Annotated in this window: 21 protein-coding genes; 12 read left to right on the top strand and 9 right to left on the bottom strand. The window is 65.6% G+C overall.

The features are described 5' to 3' along the window. The first annotated feature begins 34 nt into the window (after positions 1–34). The 4 genes from CZ674_RS02010 to CZ674_RS02025 are packed head-to-tail and all read left to right on the top strand — an operon-like array spanning position 35 to position 3,215. Positions 35–1,189: an LLM class flavin-dependent oxidoreductase gene (locus tag CZ674_RS02010; RefSeq protein ID WP_086990874.1), complete on the top strand. Its 1,155-nt coding sequence runs from the start codon at positions 35–37 to the stop codon at positions 1,187–1,189. A gap of 4 nt (positions 1,190–1,193) precedes the next feature. Then, positions 1,194–1,808, top strand: a complete 615-nt coding sequence (locus CZ674_RS02015) for an FMN reductase (protein WP_086990762.1) — start codon at positions 1,194–1,196, stop codon at positions 1,806–1,808. Between the two features lies 1 nt (position 1,809). After that, entirely contained in the window at positions 1,810–2,304 is a 495-nt protein-coding gene (locus CZ674_RS02020; protein WP_086990764.1) for a MarR family winged helix-turn-helix transcriptional regulator, read from the top strand. Positions 2,305–2,312: 8 nt separating this feature from the next. Further along, the gene (locus CZ674_RS02025; protein ID WP_086990766.1) at positions 2,313–3,215 is read left to right on the top strand and encodes a phosphotransferase; all 903 of its coding nucleotides are present in this window, start codon (positions 2,313–2,315) and stop codon (positions 3,213–3,215) included. 22 nt (positions 3,216–3,237) lie between these two features. Here CZ674_RS02025 and CZ674_RS02030 read toward each other — a convergent pair whose 3' ends face one another. Together CZ674_RS02030 and CZ674_RS02035 are read right to left on the bottom strand one after the other, a co-directional pair. Beyond that, positions 3,238–3,897 carry a response regulator transcription factor gene (locus CZ674_RS02030; RefSeq protein ID WP_086990768.1) on the bottom strand — a complete coding sequence of 220 codons (660 nt, stop codon included), beginning with the start codon at positions 3,895–3,897 and terminating at the stop codon, positions 3,238–3,240. Continuing rightward, positions 3,882–5,357: a sensor histidine kinase gene (locus CZ674_RS02035; RefSeq protein ID WP_143244595.1), complete on the bottom strand. Its 1,476-nt coding sequence runs from the start codon at positions 5,355–5,357 to the stop codon at positions 3,882–3,884. The genes CZ674_RS02030 and CZ674_RS02035 overlap by 16 nt, the downstream gene beginning before the upstream one ends. 102 nt (positions 5,358–5,459) lie before the next feature. On the opposite strand from CZ674_RS02035, the gene CZ674_RS02040 reads away from it, so the two are divergent. From CZ674_RS02040 to CZ674_RS02055, 4 genes are all read left to right on the top strand, one after another. Then, positions 5,460–6,620, top strand: a complete 1,161-nt coding sequence (locus tag CZ674_RS02040) for a phosphotransferase family protein (protein ID WP_086990773.1) — start codon at positions 5,460–5,462, stop codon at positions 6,618–6,620. A gap of 76 nt (positions 6,621–6,696) precedes the next feature. Further along, a complete protein-coding gene (locus CZ674_RS02045; RefSeq protein WP_086990775.1) occupies positions 6,697–7,086 on the top strand; it encodes a hypothetical protein in 390 nt (129 codons plus the stop codon). A 67-nt stretch (positions 7,087–7,153) separates the two neighbouring features. After that, a complete protein-coding gene (locus tag CZ674_RS02050) occupies positions 7,154–7,582 on the top strand; it encodes a MarR family winged helix-turn-helix transcriptional regulator (RefSeq protein ID WP_086990777.1) in 429 nt (142 codons plus the stop codon). After that, positions 7,575–8,831: an MFS transporter gene (locus tag CZ674_RS02055; protein WP_159456866.1), complete on the top strand. Its 1,257-nt coding sequence runs from the start codon at positions 7,575–7,577 to the stop codon at positions 8,829–8,831. Before CZ674_RS02050 ends, CZ674_RS02055 begins: the two co-directional genes overlap by 8 nt. A gap of 129 nt (positions 8,832–8,960) precedes the next feature. On the opposite strand, the gene CZ674_RS02060 is transcribed toward CZ674_RS02055, so the two are convergent. Together CZ674_RS02060 and CZ674_RS02065 are read right to left on the bottom strand one after the other, a co-directional pair. Beyond that, positions 8,961–9,548 carry an FUSC family protein gene (locus CZ674_RS02060; protein ID WP_159456867.1) on the bottom strand — a complete coding sequence of 196 codons (588 nt, stop codon included), beginning with the start codon at positions 9,546–9,548 and terminating at the stop codon, positions 8,961–8,963. Positions 9,549–10,016: 468 nt separating this feature from the next. Further along, entirely contained in the window at positions 10,017–10,499 is a 483-nt protein-coding gene (locus CZ674_RS02065) for a glutathione peroxidase (RefSeq protein WP_086990783.1), read from the bottom strand. 155 nt (positions 10,500–10,654) lie between these two features. On the opposite strand from CZ674_RS02065, the gene CZ674_RS02070 reads away from it, so the two are divergent. Both CZ674_RS02070 and CZ674_RS02075 read left to right on the top strand, forming a co-directional pair. Beyond that, positions 10,655–11,284 (top strand): hypothetical protein, encoded by a 630-nt coding sequence (locus tag CZ674_RS02070; RefSeq protein ID WP_086990785.1) that lies wholly within the window; start codon positions 10,655–10,657, stop codon positions 11,282–11,284. Next, on the top strand, positions 11,284–11,529 hold the full coding sequence (locus tag CZ674_RS02075) for a helix-turn-helix domain-containing protein (RefSeq protein ID WP_086990787.1): 246 nt from the start codon (positions 11,284–11,286) through the stop codon (positions 11,527–11,529). The genes CZ674_RS02070 and CZ674_RS02075 overlap by 1 nt, the downstream gene beginning before the upstream one ends. Positions 11,530–11,559: 30 nt before the next feature. Here CZ674_RS02075 and deoC read toward each other — a convergent pair whose 3' ends face one another. Together deoC and CZ674_RS02085 are read right to left on the bottom strand one after the other, a co-directional pair. Then, a complete protein-coding gene (gene deoC, locus CZ674_RS02080; protein ID WP_086990789.1) occupies positions 11,560–12,234 on the bottom strand; it encodes a deoxyribose-phosphate aldolase in 675 nt (224 codons plus the stop codon). A 70-nt stretch (positions 12,235–12,304) separates the two neighbouring features. Beyond that, positions 12,305–12,496, bottom strand: a complete 192-nt coding sequence (locus tag CZ674_RS02085; RefSeq protein ID WP_086990791.1) for a hypothetical protein — start codon at positions 12,494–12,496, stop codon at positions 12,305–12,307. A gap of 421 nt (positions 12,497–12,917) precedes the next feature. Between CZ674_RS02085 and CZ674_RS02090 the strand changes: the two genes are divergently transcribed. Both CZ674_RS02090 and CZ674_RS02095 read left to right on the top strand, forming a co-directional pair. Beyond that, positions 12,918–13,430 (top strand): hypothetical protein, encoded by a 513-nt coding sequence (locus tag CZ674_RS02090; protein ID WP_086990793.1) that lies wholly within the window; start codon positions 12,918–12,920, stop codon positions 13,428–13,430. Further along, positions 13,427–14,860 carry a phytoene desaturase family protein gene (locus CZ674_RS02095; protein WP_086990795.1) on the top strand — a complete coding sequence of 478 codons (1,434 nt, stop codon included), beginning with the start codon at positions 13,427–13,429 and terminating at the stop codon, positions 14,858–14,860. Before CZ674_RS02090 ends, CZ674_RS02095 begins: the two co-directional genes overlap by 4 nt. Positions 14,861–14,866: 6 nt before the next feature. Here CZ674_RS02095 and CZ674_RS02100 read toward each other — a convergent pair whose 3' ends face one another. Genes CZ674_RS02100 through CZ674_RS02110 form a run of 3 tightly spaced genes read right to left on the bottom strand, consistent with a single transcriptional unit; the run spans position 14,867 to position 18,266 of the window. Then, positions 14,867–15,712, bottom strand: a complete 846-nt coding sequence (locus CZ674_RS02100; protein ID WP_086990797.1) for a transglutaminase family protein — start codon at positions 15,710–15,712, stop codon at positions 14,867–14,869. Beyond that, entirely contained in the window at positions 15,709–16,638 is a 930-nt protein-coding gene (locus CZ674_RS02105) for an alpha-E domain-containing protein (protein WP_086990800.1), read from the bottom strand. The genes CZ674_RS02100 and CZ674_RS02105 overlap by 4 nt, the downstream gene beginning before the upstream one ends. Next, positions 16,632–18,266: a circularly permuted type 2 ATP-grasp protein gene (locus tag CZ674_RS02110; RefSeq protein ID WP_086990802.1), complete on the bottom strand. Its 1,635-nt coding sequence runs from the start codon at positions 18,264–18,266 to the stop codon at positions 16,632–16,634. The genes CZ674_RS02105 and CZ674_RS02110 overlap by 7 nt, the downstream gene beginning before the upstream one ends. Positions 18,267–18,350 lie beyond the last annotated feature (84 nt).

Below are 18,350 nucleotides of genomic sequence, written 5' to 3' on the forward strand. Positions count from 1 at the left end.
AGGCTAGCGAAACGGGAGGCACACAATGTCAAGCATGCAGTTCGGAATCTTCTCGGTCAGCGACATCACGACCGATCCGACTACGGGGAAGACCCCCACTGAGAACGACCGCATCAAAGCGGCAACCGCCATGGCCCTCAAGGCAGAAGAGGTCGGCCTCGATGTCTTCGCTATCGGCGAGCACCACAACCCGCCCTTCTTCTCGTCGAGCCCCACCACGACACTCGCCTACATCGCAGCGCAGACCGAGAAGCTCATCCTCTCGACCGCTACGACGCTGATCACCACGAACGACCCCGTGAAGATCGCAGAAGACTACGCGATGCTGCAGCACCTCTCAGACGGCCGCATGGATCTCACACTCGGCCGCGGCAACACCGGCCCCGTCTATCCGTGGTTCGGCTACGACATCCGCGACGGCATCTCCCTCGCAGTCGATCACTACGCTCTGCTGCGCGAGCTCTGGGACAAAGAGGTCGTCAACTGGACTGGCAAGCACCGCTCGCCGCTGACCGGCTTCACATCGACGCCCGCTCCGCTCGACGGCATCGCGCCGTTCGTGTGGCACGGCTCGATCCGCTCGCCCCAGATCGCCGAACAGGCCGCCTACTACGGCGACGGATTCCTGCACAACAACATCTTCTGGAACCCCGAGCACACAGCTCAGATGATCCAGCTCTACCGCAAGCGCTTCGCGCACTACGGTCACGGCGAACCCGAGCAGGCGATCGTCGGCCTAGGGGGCCAGGCGTTCATGGCCGAGACCGAAGCAGAAGCGAAGAAGCTCTTCCGGCCCTACTTCGACAAGGCACCGGTGTACGGCAACGGCCCCAGCCTCGAAGACTTCTCCACGCTGACGCCGCTCACAGTCGGCACCCCCGAGATGGTGATCGAGCGCACGCTCGGCTTCCAGAAGTGGGCAGGCGACTACCAGCGCCAGATGTTCCTGATGGACCACGCCGGCCTGCCGCTCGAGATGGTGCTCGACCAGATCGAGATGCTCGGCAAGGAGGTCGTGCCCGTCCTTCGCCAGGAGTTCGACCGGATGCGCGCCCCGGGCGTGCCTGACGCACCGACGCACGCAGCACGCGTCGAGGCGAAGCAGGCCGAGAGCACACGAGCGGGTGAGCAGCAGGTGCGCGATGATGTTGACACAGGTGCGGCAATCTCGCGCCAGAACGGAGAGTGAGCACATGCCCCATTACAGCCTCGCTGTCATCGCAGCCGGTCTGAGCGAGCCGTCGTCGACCAGAATGCTGGCCGACCGGCTCGCTGAGGGCACCGCAAAGGCACTCGAGAGCAAGGGTCACACCGTGACCGTCAAGGTGGTCGAGCTGCGCGAGTTCGCGGCCGACATCGCCAACGTGATGGTCACGCAAGTCGAGACCGACGCCGTGAAGCAGGCAGTCGCAGACGTGACGGGCGCAGACGGCATCATCGCCGTATCGCCGACTTTCACGATGTCGTACTCGGGCCTGTTCAAGTCGTTCATCGACATCATCGACAACGACGCTCTGGTCAACATCCCCGTGCTGCTCGGCGCCACCGGCGGCTCGATCCGCCACTCGATGGTGCTCGACACCGCCATGCGACCGCTCTTCGCCTACCTCAAGGGCCACGTCATCCCGACCGGCGTCTATGCGGCGAGCGAAGACTGGGGCAACGACTCCGGCCTGCAGAGCCGCGTCGACCGCGCGGGCGCCGAACTGGCAGACACGATGATCCTGATGCCGCATCAGCGCAAGAGCGACCCCTTCGACCCGACCGGCAGCGACTTCGAGTCGTTCGAGACACTGCTGGGCAGCTGACATGGGCGACAGCGAGAACGACCGAGCATTCATCCTGAAGGCGTGGCGTGCGTACATCGAGTCATCGGGGCGCCTCGTCGCCGAGCTCGAGCACCGCATGAAGACCGCGAGCGGCCTCGACATGGGCGACTTCAACATGCTGCTGCTGCTCTCAGAGGCGCCGGACGAGCGGATGCGGATGGGCGAGCTGGCACGCGAACTCGCGTTCGCGCCCGGACGGCTCACCTACCGCGCGACGAACCTGGCCAAGCGCGGCTGGATCGAGCGCAAGGCATCGGGCAGCGACAAGCGCGGCATCTGGGCGATCCTGACGACCGACGGAAGACGCGTGCTGCGCAAGGCACGCCCGCTGCATGCACGCCTGGTCGACGAGCTGATGATCGACCACCTCGATCGCAGTCAGGCAGAGGTCATGCTCGAGGTCTTCACCTCGCTGAACAATCGAATGCGCGGCCTCTCCGACGAACCCGCGCAGAAATCGCGCATTTCCGGTTGAATGGTGGGGTGATTGCTGACCCTGCCCTGCCAGAGCTCGAGCATCTGACGACCCCGGAGGGCGCGGCAGAGGCGCTCGCAGCCTTCGGCTACCGGCCTCCCGTCGATGTCACGGTGCTGGCTCATCGACGGGGCCGCCGTGCGGTCGTGCGCATGACGCACGCCGATGGCGACGTGTTCTGCAAGCTCATGCAGCCCGAGGTCGCGCATCCGCTCGCCCAGCACCACCGCGCACTCCGCAAGTCCGGCCTGCCCGTGCCCCGCGTCATCGGCTACACCGACGGCGGTGCGCTGTTCATCGCGACCAGCGAGGGCACCCCCGGCCCCGACGCCGTCATGGCAGCCGAGCCCGAGGTGATCCTCGACGCGATCGACGCCCTCAGGGAGCAGTTCGCCGAAGCCGGTCTGACCGGCCCTGCCCGCGCATCCGTCGCGACTCGCATCGACTGGTTCCTCGAGCAGCTGATGGTCGCGCTGCCGCAGCACCGCGCCGAGCTCGAAGACCTGTCGCTCACGCTCGGCCCCGTGCAGCACGCGCCCACGTCGCGGCTGCAGGGCATCCACGGAGACCTGCACATCGGCCAGCTGTTCTTCGAAGACGGCCGCGTCTCGGGCGTGATCGACGTCGACACCGCCGGCCTCGGCGAGCCCGAGAACGACGCCGCGAACTTCATCGGCCATGCCATCGCCAGCGCGCTCATCAATGACGAGGCGGGCTACTCCGACGCCGCTCAGGCACTCGGGCTGCTCGCAGACGCTGCCGACCGCCGCTGGATCCACTCGTCGCGCGCTCGTGCGCTGACCGCGGTGCACCTGATCGGCCACGCCCACCGCGCCGTGATGATCGAGAACGCCGAGCGCGCGCTCAAGCTGATCCGCATGGCTCAGCGAGCAGCACGCGGTCGCGGCTGAATCTCAGCCGCTGACCGCCGACTCACACCATGCGGTAGCCCATGCCTCGAACGGTCTCGATGCGGTCGACGCCGATCTTGTTGCGCAGATACCGCACGTAGACGTCGACGACATTCGAGCCCGGGTCGAAGTCGTAGCCCCAGACGCGTGAGAGCAGCTGCTCGCGAGAGAGCACCTGGCCCGCGTGCCTGATCAGCTCTTCTGCGAGCATGAACTCGCGCCCCGAGAGGTCGATCTCGGTGCCGTCGATCTTCGCGCGACGCGTTCGCACATCGAGCTCGAGCCCGCGGTGCACGAGCTCGCCTTCAGTGGTCTTCGCCTGCGTGGTCTGCATGCGAAGACGGATGCGCGCCAGCAGCTCGTCAAACCTGAACGGCTTGGCCATGTAGTCGTCGGCGCCGCCTTCGAGGCCCGCGACCGTGTCGGCTCCGCCGCCGCGTGCGGTCAGCACGATCACCGGAAGATTTGAGCCCTGGCCGCGGATGCTGCGCAGCACTTCGAAGCCGTCCATGCCCGGCAGCCCGATGTCGAGCACGAGCAGATCGAACTCGTCGCTGAGCGCGAGCTCGAGCGCCTCAGGACCGGTCGCCGCAACGCGCGTCGCGTAGCCGGCCGACTTGAGTCCCTTCTCGACGAACGAGGCGATGCGATCCTCGTCCTCTGCGATCAGGATTGAAGCCATGGTGCCCCCTTGTGATGAATTGCATGCTGCTCTGGAACCGCGATCGGCAGGGTGAGCACGAACTCGGCGCCAGGATGCGCGTCTCGCACCCAGGCTCCGCCCCGATGTCGCTCGGCGATCGCGCGCACGATCGAGAGACCGAGACCCGACCCGGATGCACGCTCGCCGCTGGTGCCGCGGTTGAACCGCTCGAACACCGCATCCTTCAGCTCGTCGGCGACACCCTCGCCGCTGTCGCGCACGAACAGGTCGATGTATCCGGGCTCGCCGAAGCGCGCGCCGATCGTCACGTCGCCGGGTGCGTACTTGGCAGCGTTGGCCGCGTACTGCAGCATGCCCTGCGTCAGCTTGGCCTCGTCGCCGATCACGCCGACCTGCGGCACCTGTGGGCCATCGTGCAGGTTGATGCCCTGCACGGCACGCGCCTTCGACTGCAGGCTGGCGACCAGGACGGGAATGTTCACGAGGTCGAAGTCGAACTGCTTCGGGTCCTGCAGCTTGGCAGCGAGGCGGATGTCGTCGACGAGTCCGGCCATGCGATCGAGCTCGTCCATCGAGATCTCGCGGGCCTCTTCGACCTCTGCGGCATCGTTCACATCGAGCAGCTCGAGGTGGCCGCGCACGATCGTGATCGGGGTGTTGAGCTCGTGCCCGACGTCCTGCATCAGCTGGCGCTGCGAGATCAGGCCAGCATCGAGCCGGTCGAGCATCTCATTGACGGTCTGCGCCATCCGCGAGACGTCGTCGCGACCCGTGACGGGAATCCGCTCATCGAGATTCGCCGTCGAGATTCGCTGGGCCAGCGCGCTCATCTCGCCGATCGGCCGCAGCAGGCGACCCGAGATCCACATGCCGATCACCACGATCAGCAGCACGACGATCACCGACGCGATCATGAAGATGCCGGCCGCATCGTTGAGCTCGGTCAGCTCGCGCTCGAGGTCGTAGGCGATCACGTAGATCACGGGCCCGCTCACGTTGCCGTCGGCATCGGTGACCGAGATCGGCACCGCGAGATAGCGCAGCGAGCCCTTCTCGTTCGAGAATGTTCCGAGCACGGAGTTCTGCCCGTCGACTTCGGCGACGACTCGATCGACAAAGCCTTCGAAGGTCTCGAGCTGCACGTCGAGCGGCAGGCCGGGCACGATGGCGGCGGTGTCGTTCACGATGCCGAGGATGCCCGTGTTGTCATCGAGCGACGGCCGCGACACGACCGCTTCGAGGGCCTCGTCGGCGCTGCGCCAGGTGCTGTCGCCGACCGCGAACTGCACCGCTTCGAGGGCTGAGTAGAGGTTGCCGTCAATCTGGTCGAACTGCCGCTGGCGGTCGATGAAGTACGCAGAGCCGCCAGCCATGAGCATGCCGACAAGCGACAGCAGCGCGACGACGCCCACGATGCGCGCTCGCACTGAGATCGCCGGCATCGTGCGGCGACGCCGGGTGGCTGCTTGTTCGGTCACCTGTCCATTGTCGCCTGTCTGTGTGATCGATGCCTGACAGGTGAGAAGATCCTCACCTGCCCCGCGCGCTGGTGCGAAGTCTGGTGTGATCGTACTGTGCAGATGAAACCCACCGAGCGCGAGCTGCTCGACGACGCCCTGGGCGACCGCTTTCTCGACGAGCCGCAGCTGATCAGCTCTGAGCCCTACGGCGACGGCGCGATCGCCGGCTTCTCGGTGCTCGAGTCGGCGGCCACCGCGTTCGACGACCCCAATGCCGAGGGCACGACCACCACGAACTGGTACGTCGACACCTCCGGCCGCAGCGTCGAGCAGGAGACCGGGCTCGTCCTGGGCGACCCCGACAAGCCCGAGGCGCGCATCTGGCTGCACCCTGCCGATCCGCGCCTCCCCGCACTCGCGCCCGCGAGCTTCGACCACTCGGCGGCAGTGCTGCTCGAGCGCATGGGACTGCAGCTGACGGGCTCGCCGCACCTGCTGGCGTACCGCGCGGGCAAGCGAGCAGTCTTTCGGATGCGCGGCACCGAGAGCGACACCTTCCTGAAGGTCGTGCGCCCCAAGGTCGTCGAAGAGCTTGCCCGCGTGCACACCGCCCTGGCCGATGCCGGCCTTCCGGTGCCCCGCATCATCGCGTGGGGCCAGTTCGGACTCATCGCGATGGAGTCGGCCGCAGGCGTCGCACTGTCGAAGACCGTCAACGACATGTCTGCTGACGCAGTGCTCGACGAGATCGACCTGGTTCGCACGCGCCTTGCGGGAGTCGACCTGCAGCGGGATGCGCGCGCATCCCTGGCACGTCGCGTCGACTGGTACTCGGCTCGGCTGCGTGCTGCGGCTGCCGGCGACGAGGCCTTCGCGGCGCTCGTGGAAGCGCTGATCGCCGAGCTCGGCGAGCCCATGCCCCAGCAGCGAACGGCAACAGTGCACGGCGACCTGCACATCGGGCAGCTGTTCATGAGCGAAGGCTCGATCTCAGGACTCATCGACGTCGACACGACCGGCACCGGCAATCCCGTCGACGACGAAGCCGCGTTCATCGGGCACCTGGTCGCAACCGTCGCGCTGCGGGAGGCTGCTGGGTTCGATGCCTCGGGCATCCGTGCGACTGCATTCGACGCACTCGAGCGGTGGCGCACCGACGAGCTGCGACACGTGCTCGGGGTGCACATCATGGGGCACGCGATTCTGCCAGCCGGACGCGGCAATGTCGAGACGGCTCTGGCGATGGTGCGGATGGGGATCGAGCTGCTCGCACGGCTCTGACGCTCGGCCGCACAGATGAGAAGTCTCTCATCTGGTTCTCCCCCGCTGTTCACCTGCGTTCGCGAGACTTGTCGTCATGCAGAGCAAATGGGTCATCGGAGCAGCCGTGTCGACACTGTCGATCGGCGTCATCGGCGTATCTGCCGCATTCGCGGCGAGCTCGGCTCACCTCAGTGATCAGTCTGGCGTGACCATCTCGGCAGGCATCCAGGGCGAGAGCATTACGCCCATCGCGAATCCCATCGACGCGATGCAGCGTGCGGGCGAGCCCGGCACGAGCGACTCGAAGAACCAAGCTGACAACAAGAACCAGGCCGACGACAAGAACTCGCAGCACAACGGCAATCAGCAGACGCAGCAGAAGCCGCCCCAGCAGACGCAGGCGCCGCAGCCCGAGGCACCCGTCGTGGCTCCCCCGCCCCAGCCGCAGTCGGTGTCGTCGGTCTCGGTGGAGTCGTTCGACTGAGCTGAGTGAGCCTACCTGATCGTTAGTCAGAATAATTAGTCTGGCAAATTTGCTAGACTAACGATTTGTGCCTGAATTCGGTCCTCTCCCCAACTCCCTCCGCCGTGCGGTGACGCGACTCTCGCGACAGCTGCGACGCAACAACGACTTCACAGAGCTCAGCTTTCCGCAGGTGTCGGCACTCGGCATCCTGCTCGCGCACGGCTCGATGACCCTGCAGGAGCTCGCCGAGCGCGAGGGCATCACCCCGCCGAGCATGCTGAAGTCGGTGCAGCGGCTGATCGAGCTCGAGTACGTGGGCAAAGCGCCGCACGAGACCGACGGACGCAAGCAGCTGCTGACCATCACCGAGCGCGGCCACGAGGTCATCGACGACATCCGCGAGCGCCGCAACGAGTGGCTGCGGGCGCGCCTCGATGCGCTCAGCCCCGAAGAGATCGACGTGCTCGAGCAGGCGCTGCCGATTCTCTTCCGACTGGCAGAGCGCGATGTTTAGGTCGCTCACACTCTTCAACTACCGCGCCTGGTTCTTCGGAGCCCTGATCTCGAACATCGGCGCCTGGATGCAGTCGACGGCACTGGCATGGATCGTGCTGACCGTGCTGACCGAGAACGACGCCGGAGCCGTCGGCATCAACATGGCGCTGCAGTTCGGCCCGCAGCTGCTGCTCGTGCCGATCAGCGGTCTCATCGCCGACAAGTTCGACCGCCGCAAGATCCTGCTGATGACGCAGACGTCGCTGGGGCTGCTCGCCGTGGCGCTGGCGGCGATCACCGTCACCGGCGTCGTCGAGCTCTGGATGGTGCAGATCTTCGCGTTCGCATTCGGTGTGACGCAGGCCATCGACGCACCCGCTCGCCAGGCGTTCGTGTCGCAGCTGGTGGGTCGCAAGTTTCTGCCCAATGCCGTCGCGCTGAACTCGGCGTCCTTCCACGGTGCGCGCCTCATCGGCCCCGCTGTCGCCGGTGTCTCGATTGCGATCGTCGGCCCCGGCTGGGTGTTCGCGCTCAACGCGCTGACCTTTGCGGCGATGATCATCGCCCTGCTCGCGATGCGCACCGACGAGCTCGAGCCGAGCCCTCGCGGCGCGAAGGGCTTTGGCGACATCGTGCAGGGTCTCAAATATGTGCGGCGGCGCGACGACATTCTGATCGTCATGCTGATGGCCGTGCTGCTGGGCACGTTCGGGCTCAACTTTCAGATTTTCATCTCGACCATGACGCTCGAATTCGGCTCCGACGCCGAAGTGTTCGGCCTGCTGTCGAGCGCTATGGCGATCGGTTCGGTGACCGGTGCACTGCTGTCGGCGAGGTCAGAGCGCCCGAAGTACTCGGTCATCATCGGAGGACTCGGGCTCTTCGCAATCGGCACCGCAGCTGCGGCGTGGGCTCCGGGCCTGATCTTCTTCGCGGTGACGCTGGCTGCTGTCGGGTTCTTCGCGCAGCTGTTCATGACCAACGCCAACTCCATGGTGCAGCTCTCGACCGCACCCGAGATGCGTGGTCGCGTCATGGCGCTCTACTCAGCGGTCTTCATGGGCGGAACCCCCATCGGCGCCCCGCTGGTCGGCTTCGTCGCCAACGGCCTGGGCGCCCGCTGGGGCGTGATGGTCGCGAGCATCGCGACGCTGATCGCGTTCGGCATCGGACTCGCGTGGTGGATCAAGGCTCGTCGAGCAGAGCGGATGACGCGGACCGGAACCCTGACAGTCGCCCCCGTCGTCGACCAGGACACCCGCAACTAGCGTCGCGCATCCGCTGAACTCCTTCCGCAGTTATGCACACCACAGTTGTCCACAAGTCTGTGGATAACCCGCCACAAAGCCCGGTTTCCTGTGGACAACTGTGGATAACTCTCGCCAAGAGGTGGAGAATCAGTCGTCGGCAGCACCTTCACGGCCAGCTTCTGACCTGCGCAGCAGCGGGTACGTCACAGCCGAAACGCCCATGCCGACGACCACGCCGATGACGGTTTCGATGAGCCGATCGATCATGAGGGACTCGATCGGCACGGGAAACGCCAAGTAGGTCAGCACGATCGCAAGCGGCGTGATGAAGATGCAGGCCATCGCGTAGTTGCGCCCCACGACGAACTCAACCGCAAACTGCAGCAGTGGCAGCAGGATCAGCAGTGACCACGGCGGGATCTCGCCAAGCAGAATCACCGCCGAGAGCCCGAGGCCCAGGAGCGTGCCCACTACGCGGTGTGAAGAACGCACGACCTGATGGCGGATGCGGTGCATCGAGATCCGCACGACGGCGGCGATCATCGCCCAGAACGGGTATCCGATGCCGGCTGCCGTTGCGATCGTTCCGGCAAGCAGCACCGCGACGACAGCGCGCAGCGACATGACCAGCGGATGCTTGGGCTGGGCAGGAGGGGAAGGCTGCGGCTGGGTTGGCATCAGCCACGACTCCAGAGCGCCGAGCAGCACAGCGACGGATGCGGTGGCGAACGTCACGAAGAAGGCCCAGAGGAATCGTCTCGATCTGGGTCGGCACCGACGAGATGGTCGCAAACGAGAACACCATGAACATCGGCCCCGCTGGCCGCCAGGAGGCGACCTCGCTTCGCCACCCCGCGAATCCGGCCCATGCTGCTGCAACCGGAATCGCAACCCAAGCACGCGCATCGAGCGTAGCGACAAGTGCGCCTGTCGTTGCCGAGGCTGTGAGCAGCAGGCCCATTCCAACCTGCGTGCGCCAGCGGGTCGGTGAAGTCAGACGCCCGCCGTACAGTGTCGTGAAGACGCCAAAGCACGCGTAGAGGGCGAGGTCCATGCGGTCTGTCGTGAGCAGCACGACGAGCGCGCCCAAGATGAGCAGGCCAGCACGCACGCCGACGCGCCACGAGCCGGGAGCGGGCGCAAGCGAGACGAGGTCTCGGCCGACGACTGTGACTATGCCGGTGCGTGGCGGTTTCGACACTGCTACGCCGCGAGCGCCGTTTCGATGTCGGCGGCGATGTCGGCCGGATCGACGTTCGATGCGTAGCGCTTGACGACCTGGCCGTCACGTCCGATGAGGAACTTCGTGAAGTTCCACTTGATGGCGTCGCCGAGGATGCCACCCTTCTCAGTCTTCAGCCACTGATAGAGGGGGTGGGCGTTCTTGCCATTGACCTTGATCTTCTCGAACATCGGAAACGAGACGCCGTAGTTGACCTGGCAGAACTCTTCGATGTCGCCGCTGGCGCCAGGCTCCTGGCCCGCGAACTCGTTCGACGGAAAGCCCAGGACGGTGAAGCCCTTGTCGCGGTAGCTGTCGAAGAGCTGCTGCAGCCCGGCGTACTGGGGCGTGAATCCGCACTTCGATGCGGTGTTGACGACGAGCGCGACGCTGCCGTCGAAGTCTGCGAGCGAACGCTCTTCGCCTGCGAGTGTGGTGGCCGAGAAATCTGCGAGCTTCGTCATGCATCCATTGTCTCACTGCCTTAAGTTGCGAAAAACGCACCAGTTTGACGGTCAAACCGGTGCGTTTTTCGCAACATCTGGCGCAGAGGGGCGCACGTGTGTATATTGATTATCGGTATATCGATTGGCGATATACAGCTAGAGAAGGAGACGCCGTGAGCGTCAATCGAATCGTCAGGGTCAGCATCTCCCGCACCCTCCTCATCGCAGTCATCGTGTTCGCCAGCCTGGGCGCACTGGCATCCCTCGTCTACGGTGGTCTGGCGCACACGGCAACTGTGCGCGTTTCACAAGTCGAAGTCAGTGTTGCAAGCACAAGCACTCCACAGCTTGACCTGCCCGGGGGCGCCTGGTCTGAGTACTCGACCGCCTACGTGTCGATAGCTTTCGACCAGAACCCGGCACTCGCGCTGCTCGAAGCCGCGACCGTGCTGCCCTACATCACCGGCGGCGTCACATCCCTGATGGTGCTGATGCTCGCCATCCAGCTGCTGCGCCGCCGCCCCTTCGGCATCGTCGCCGGAGTCGCGATGCTCGTGAACGCGGTCGTGGCAATCGGCAGCGGAATCGTGGTTCCCGCGCTGAAGGCTGAAGCTGAGCAGATCATGGTCGCCTACCTCAACCTCCCGCGGCACGGTCCCGCACCCGACTGGGTGACGCCCGCATCCCACGACTGGACCGATACCGACTGGACTCTCGTGCTGCTGGGGCTGATGATCGGGCTGGGAGGCTGGCTGGTGCTCAGAGGGAGGGCACTGCAGCACGACCTGGAAGGGACCATCTGATGGCCCGCAAGGAGGAGCCCGCCGGCGACGCCCCCATCCACTGCCGCCTCGACGAGCTGCTGGCCGAGCGCGATATGACGTTGACCGAACTCACAAAGCGCGTCGACATCACCTACGCCAACCTGTCGGTGCTGAAGAACGATCGCGGACGCGCGATCAGGTTCTCGACGCTCGCGGCGATTTGCGAAGCGCTCGACTGCACGGTCGGCGAACTCCTCGAAGTTTCGACAAACGCACCGGTTTGACGGTCAAACCGGTGCGTTTCTCGCAACAGATCAGTAGCCGGAGGTGTCGGCACCTTCGTCTTCGAGAATGCCGCGCGCCGATGAGACACCGAGACGCGTAGCACCGGCCTCGATCATCTCGAGCGCAGCAGCACGGGTGCGGATGCCGCCAGAGGCCTTCACGCCGAGCTTGCCCTCGACCGCATCCGCCATCAGGCGCACTGCGTGCACGGATGCTCCACCCGCCGGGTGGAAGCCCGTGGACGTCTTGACGAAGTCGGCGCCAGCGCGTGCGGCAGCCTTCGATGCGCCGACGATTCCCTCGTCGTCGAGAGCTGCAGACTCGATGATCACCTTGAGCACCGTGGGCGCCGGAGCAGCCGCGCGAACCGCTGCGACATCCGCCTCTATGTCATCGAACCGGTGCTCTACGGCGGCGGCGACATCGATCACCATGTCGATCTCATGGGCACCGCGTGCCACTGCGAACTCTGCCTCGAGGGCCTTGACCTGCGAGAGGTGCTTGCCGCTCGGAAAGCCGGTGACGACCGCGACTTTCACGTCGCTGCCTGCCGGGATCTCGACCGGCAGCATGCTCGGCGAGACGCACACGGAGTACGTGCCGAACTCGACCGCGTCGGCCACGAGTGCGGCGACGTCAGCGCTGGTGGCCTCGGGCTTCAGCAGGGTTGCGTCCATGTACTTTGCGAGTGTGGGGTTGTCCATGGCTCCATTGTGGCACCACCGCACAGAAAAACGGGGCCGCCCCAGTGGGGCGACCCCGCGTCAGCCGCGATCATCGCAGCGGATTCATTCGGAGTGCATCGAGTTCGAAGCGCTCACGATCGGCAGCCGCCTGCTCGTAGGCTTCGGCTTCGCGACGCTGTTGCACTCGGCAGGGCTCTTCGAGAGCCCAGCGTTCGAGAACGCGCGACGCACTCAGCGCGAACCGGCGCGCGGCCGGCATGGCGAGTGTCGGATTCGACATGGTGTTCTTCTTTCTGGCATGGCCGTATCGCCCGTTCGAGGACGCGATACGGCACGGTGAAACGATGCAGCGCACAGGGCAATGGGCAAAGTGCGACAGCAGGAGCAGGGCGGATGCGCGACGACAGGAAGGTCGTTCGGGTCAGTGCCCAGAGGTGACGTCTGACGACATCAGGAGAGCCGACGGCTCGGGTTCAGACTCGAAGTGTCTGTTAGGCCCGATCAAGAAGGAGGACTCCAGCGGTAGTTGTCATTTCGATGTTCATCGCGAGTTCCTCCTTTCATGCTTAGCGGTCAGACGTACGAGTTTGAACGTACACGAAGAGCACACTGCGCACAAGAGGCATCTGCAGACTGGCAAGGGGGTTGTGTCGAGAGTGAATACTCGAAACGCTTGCTTTGGACCCGACAGGAGGCGTTCGATGGATGATCGACAGGCCACAGACACCGACACCCGACTCAGCGCATACCTCAACGAGCACCTGCTCGCGTCGGAGGGAGGGCTGTCTGCGTTCGACGCTGCAAGCCGCACATGGGCTGGCACACAGCATGAGGCCCCGCTGAAAGCACTGCGAGACGAGATCGGCCGCGATCGACGAGACCTCGCGCTCATTATCCAACGCCTCGGCTTTCGTCCTTCCAAGCTCAAGCGGCTGTTCACAGGTCTCATGCGTGCAGGCGGCGAGGTGAACCCCATCAACCTGCTGCGGATACGCGGAGGGTCCATGGCCCAGCTCGAGCTCGACGTGCTCACGGGCATGGTTCGGGCGAAGCTGTCGATGTGGCGCACGCTGATGGAGGTCAGCGAGCACTGGGAACGGCTCGATGCAGATCTGCTGCAGGACCTCGCGGATCGAGCCGGGCAGCAGATTGCAGAGCTGGAGCGAATCAGCATCGAGACGTGCCATGAGCGGTTTGTCGAGGAGTCACAGTGAAGGCGGTCATCGTCGGCGCCGGCCCCAACGGCCTCACCGCGGCGGCGGTGCTGGCACGAGCGGGTCTCGCTGTCTCTGTGCTCGAGCGCCTGCCGACGGTCGGGGGCGCTGCATCGAGCGTGACCGCTTTCGGGGATCGAGCCGTCATCGATCAAGGTGCCGCCGCGCATCCTTTCGGAGTCATCAGCCCGGCCTTCGACGACCTCAATCTCGAGCGCCATGGGCTCGAATGGGTCCACCCCGAGTACCCGGTCGCGCATCCGCTTCCCGGAGGCAGAGCGGCCTTCCTGCAGCAGGACGCCGATCTGACGGCAATGGGCCTCGGCGTGGATCGAGCGGCATGGCTGCGCCTGCACCAGCCAGCGACCGACAACCCCCGGGCCACCGCATCCAGCATCCTCTCCCCCCTCGTCCGCCTGCCCGAGCATCCGCTCCTCCTCGCGCGCCTGGGCCTTCGGGGAGCATGGCCAGCGTCGGCTCTGGCTCGCACCGTGTTCCGCTCGGGCGCAGCCCAAGCACTCTTCGCCGGCAGCGCGACACATGCGACCCTCCCCCTCGGGCATCCGCTCACCAGTGCCTTCGGGATCGCGTTCGGCGGCGTCGGGCACTCCACAGGGTGGCCGTTCGCGCGCGGAGGTACACAGGAGATCTCGAACGCCCTTCGCCGTGCGGCCGAAGAGGCAGGCGCGAAGATTCAGACCGAGCACCACGTCGCGGATGTTCGCGAGCTGTCATCAGCTGACATCGTGCTGCTCGACCTGACCCCCAGGCAGATCGTCCAGATCGCAGGTGAGCGGCTTCATCCGCTGTACGGTCGACGCCTCCGCACCTGGCACTACGGGCCTGCGGTGGCAAAGCTCGATCTGCTTCTCGACGGACCGGTTCCTTGGCAGGACACGCGTGTCGAGAGAGCAGGCACTGTGCATGTCGGAGGCACCATCGCCGAGATAGCAGCTGCCGAGCGTGCGGTGGCTCACGGACGCATGCCCGAGCGACCGTTCGTGCTCGTCACCCAGCCTTCGTCTGCCGACCCGACACGGGCAGCCGACGGCAGTCACGTGATCTGGGCGTACGCTCACGTGCCTCACGCATGGCGGGGCGACACCGCTGCCGTCATCGAATCGCGCATTGAGCAGTTTGCTCCGGGCTTCCGCGATCGCATCATTGCCAGGCGCGTGAACTCACCCAGCGATCTCGAGCAGTGGAACCCGAACCTCGTCGGGGGCGCGATCGGCGGCGGCTCCCTCACCGGGACACAGCAGCTGGCACGGCCGAGACTGTTCAACCCCTACCGGGTTCCTCTGCGATCGAGCGCCGAGAAGGAGCAGCCGCTGTACGTCTGCTCGTCATCGACTCCCCCAGGGGGCGGCGTACACGGCATGAACGGCTGGCACGCAGCCGCGGCAGTGCTTCTCGACCTGGGCCGCTGACAGGCGTCAGCTCTCGCGCGTGATCTCGACCTTGACGAACAGCTTGCTCTCGCCACTGGCGGCGAACACGCCTCGCAGCGGCGGGATGTCGTTGTAGTCGCGGCCGTAGCCGATCTTCACGTGACGCTCGCCGATGTCGATGAGGTTCGTCGGATCCCAGGCAAACCAGTCGCCGGCAAACCACTCGACCCACGCGTGCGACTCGCCCGTGATCGTCTCGCCGATCTCAGCGTTCGGCCGCGGGTGCAGGTAGCCCGACACGTAGCGCGCCGGAATCCCGACGGCACGCAGGGCACCGATCGTGATGTGCGCGATGTCCTGGCAGACGCCCTTCTTGTTCGTCCACGCCTCGCGAGCGAGCGTGTGCACGTGGGTCACACCCGACATGTACTCGATCTGCTCGCCGACCCGGCGCGCAATCGCAGCCGCAGCGATGCCGGGCGTCTCTGACTCTTCGGCGATGCCCTTCGCAAGCTCGACGAGGTCGTCGGTCGGCTCGGTGCGCGGCGTCTGGTCGAGGTGCTCGACGTAGTGGATCGAGCGCTGCGTCACGCGACCCAGCTGCTCCCACGAGATGTCGTGACCAGAGGGGATGCGCGGCCGCACTTCGACAAGCGACTCTGCCGTGAGCTGCAGCTCGGTGTGCGGGCTGAGCACATCGAACGAGGTCACGCGCGTGCCCCAGTAGTCGTCGTACTGGTTCACCGAAGTGTTCGGCTGGATGTCGAGATTCGAGTAGATGACGAACTGGCCGTCGGTCGACACCGGCAGCATGCGAGCCTCGTTGTACGACGCCTTCGCGGGTTCCTCGTAGCGGTATCCGGTCGTGTGCCGAATGTGGATGCGACTCATGACTGGCCTCCCATCCATGCAGGCAGATTGTGCGTCGGGAAGTAGCGCTCGCGCACTGCCTCCGACACGTTCGTGGTCGTCGACTGCACGTGATCCATCATGATCGGCAGCTCCTCGATGACCTGCGAAATCGGCCGGAACTCGAGCTCTGCACGAATGTGCCCGAGCATCCGCACTGCCGAGTCGCCGTAGCCGATGCGCTGCTGCGTCGGATCGATGTCGCGAAGGCACTGTTCCGCGAGTGTGAGCGAATGCATGATCGACCTCGGAAACAGGCGGTCGAGCAGCAGGAACTCCGCAGCATTCGTGCTCGAGGGCACGCCTCGATACGTTCGCAGATACGCCTCGTACGCACCGACGGAGCGCAGGATGGTCGTCCACGATGGCCCCGACGCCTCAGTGAGTGCGCGGGTCGCCAGCAGGCGTGCGGTCATGTCTGCTCGCTCGATCGATCTGCCGAGCGTGAAGAAGCTCCATGCGTCGTCACGGCTCGAGGTCGAGTCGGCGATGCCAGAGGCGAGCGCAGCCCGCTCGCGCGTCCAGGAGAACAGCTCGTGGATCTGGTCGCCCTTGGTCGACTTCGGCATGCCCGTGTGGGTGATGTTCAGCACCTCCCACAGCTCGCTCGAGATGATCTCGCGCGCACGGCGGCCGTTCTCGCGAGCAGCCCGCAGGCAGTACGCGATCGACGTGGTGCTCATCGGGTCGGTGGCCAGCGGCGTGATGACGTCCTGGCGCTTGAGCTTGCGGTCGGTGGGCGGCTCGCTGCCCATGACGCCGAGCAGCGCGCGGCAGGCTGTGTCTTCGTCGACGAAGATGTCTTCGAGCAGCAGCTGCAGGTAGACGTCGAGGATGCGCGCTGTTCCGTCGCCGCGCTCGATGTAGCGGCCGATCCAGAACAGTGATTCGGCAATGCGGCTCAGCATGATGCGCCTCCTGTCTGCTGCTGCTGTTCGTCTTGGTCGCGTCGCTCGTCCTGCGGCGACTGATCCTGCGTGTGCTCTTCTGGCACGATGATCGGAATCGACTCGGTCATCGGCTCTCCTGTCGCTCCGAACTCGGCTTCGATGTCACGCGTGGTCGGGATCGGGTCGCGCGGGTCGCCGAGCACCCAGGTGTCTTTCGAGCCGCCGCCCTGCGACGAATTCACGACGAGCTGTCCCTCGGGCAGTGCCACGCGGGTGAGGCCGCCGGGCAGCACCGAGATGTCCTCTCCGTCGTTGACGGCGAACGGACGCAGGTCGACGTGGCGCGGACGAACGCCGTCTTCGACCAGTGTCGGAATCGTCGACAGCTGCACGACGGGCTGCGCGATCCAGCCACGCGGATCGTCGATGAGCCGCTTCCGCAAGTCGTCGAGCTCGCTGCGCGACGCATCCGGCCCGATCACAAGACCCTTGCCGCCCGACCCGTCGACGGGCTTCACGACCAGCTCGTCGAGTCGGTCGATGACCTCTTCGAGCGCTTCTGGCTCGTCGAGGCGCCAGGTGTCGACGTTCTTCAGAATCGGCTCTTCGCCGAGGTAGTACTCGATCAGCTCGGGCACGTAGGTGTAGATCAGCTTGTCGTCGGCGACGCCGTTGCCGACTGCGTTCGCCAGCGTGACGTTGCCCAGGCGAGCGGCGAGCATGAGGCCCGGGCTGCCGAGCATGGAGTCTGCCCTGAACTGCAGCGGGTCGAGAAAGTCGTCATCGACCCGGCGGTAGATCACGTCGACGCGCTGCGGGCCCTCGGTGGTGCGCATATAGACGCGACCGCCGGAGGTGAAGAGGTCACGGCCTTCGACGAGCTCGACGCCCATGAGGCGAGCGAGCAGCGTGTGCTCGTAGTACGCCGAGTTGTAGACACCGGGAGTCAGTACGACGACAGTGGGGTCGTCGATGCCGGCGGGAGCAGCCGCGCGGAGGGCCTTCAGCAGCCGGTCGCAGTAGTCGCCGACCGGCCGAACGCGCATACGAGCGAACATCTCGGGCAGCGTCTGGGCGATCATGCGGCGGTTCGACATCACGTAACTGACGCCACTGGGGATGCGCACGTTGTCTTCAAGCACGCGCCAGTCGCCGACTTCGTCACGGATCAGGTCGATGCCCGAGACATGGATGCGCACGCCGTTGGCACCCGAGAATCCGGCGGCCTGGCGGTGGTAGTGCGCAGACGACGAGATGAGCTTGGCTGGGATGACGCCGTCGTCGATCGCTCGCTGCGGACCGTAGACGTCGGCCAGAAACGCCTCGAGCGCACGAACACGCTGCTTGACGCCCGATTCAACGTGGTTCCAGCTGTCAGCGGTGATGACCCGCGGCACCGCGTCCAGCGGGAAGGGCCGCTCTTCGCCTGCGAAGTCGAACGTGACGCCCTGTGCGAGGTACGACCGGGCCAGCGCATCCGCTCGTCCGCGCAGCTCGCCCTGGCTCATGCTGCTGAGGGCCTCGTAGATGTCGCGGTAGGGCGCCCTGGGCGTGCCCGTCGGGTCGAACATTTCGTCCCACGGCTCACTCTGCCGGTTCGGAGCATTCTTGATCGGGGCGTCGTAGTCCTGGAAAAGGTCTCCCATGGGGCGAGCCTACAGTCTGAGGGGGGCCGGTTGTCGAGTTGGGACAAGCGAAGCGGATGCGCGGGTCGACTCCCGTGTCGGACG

Origin of the sequence: Agrococcus casei LMG 22410, assembly GCF_900163565.1 — a bacterium.
Lineage (GTDB): Bacteria > Actinomycetota > Actinomycetes > Actinomycetales > Microbacteriaceae > Agrococcus > Agrococcus casei.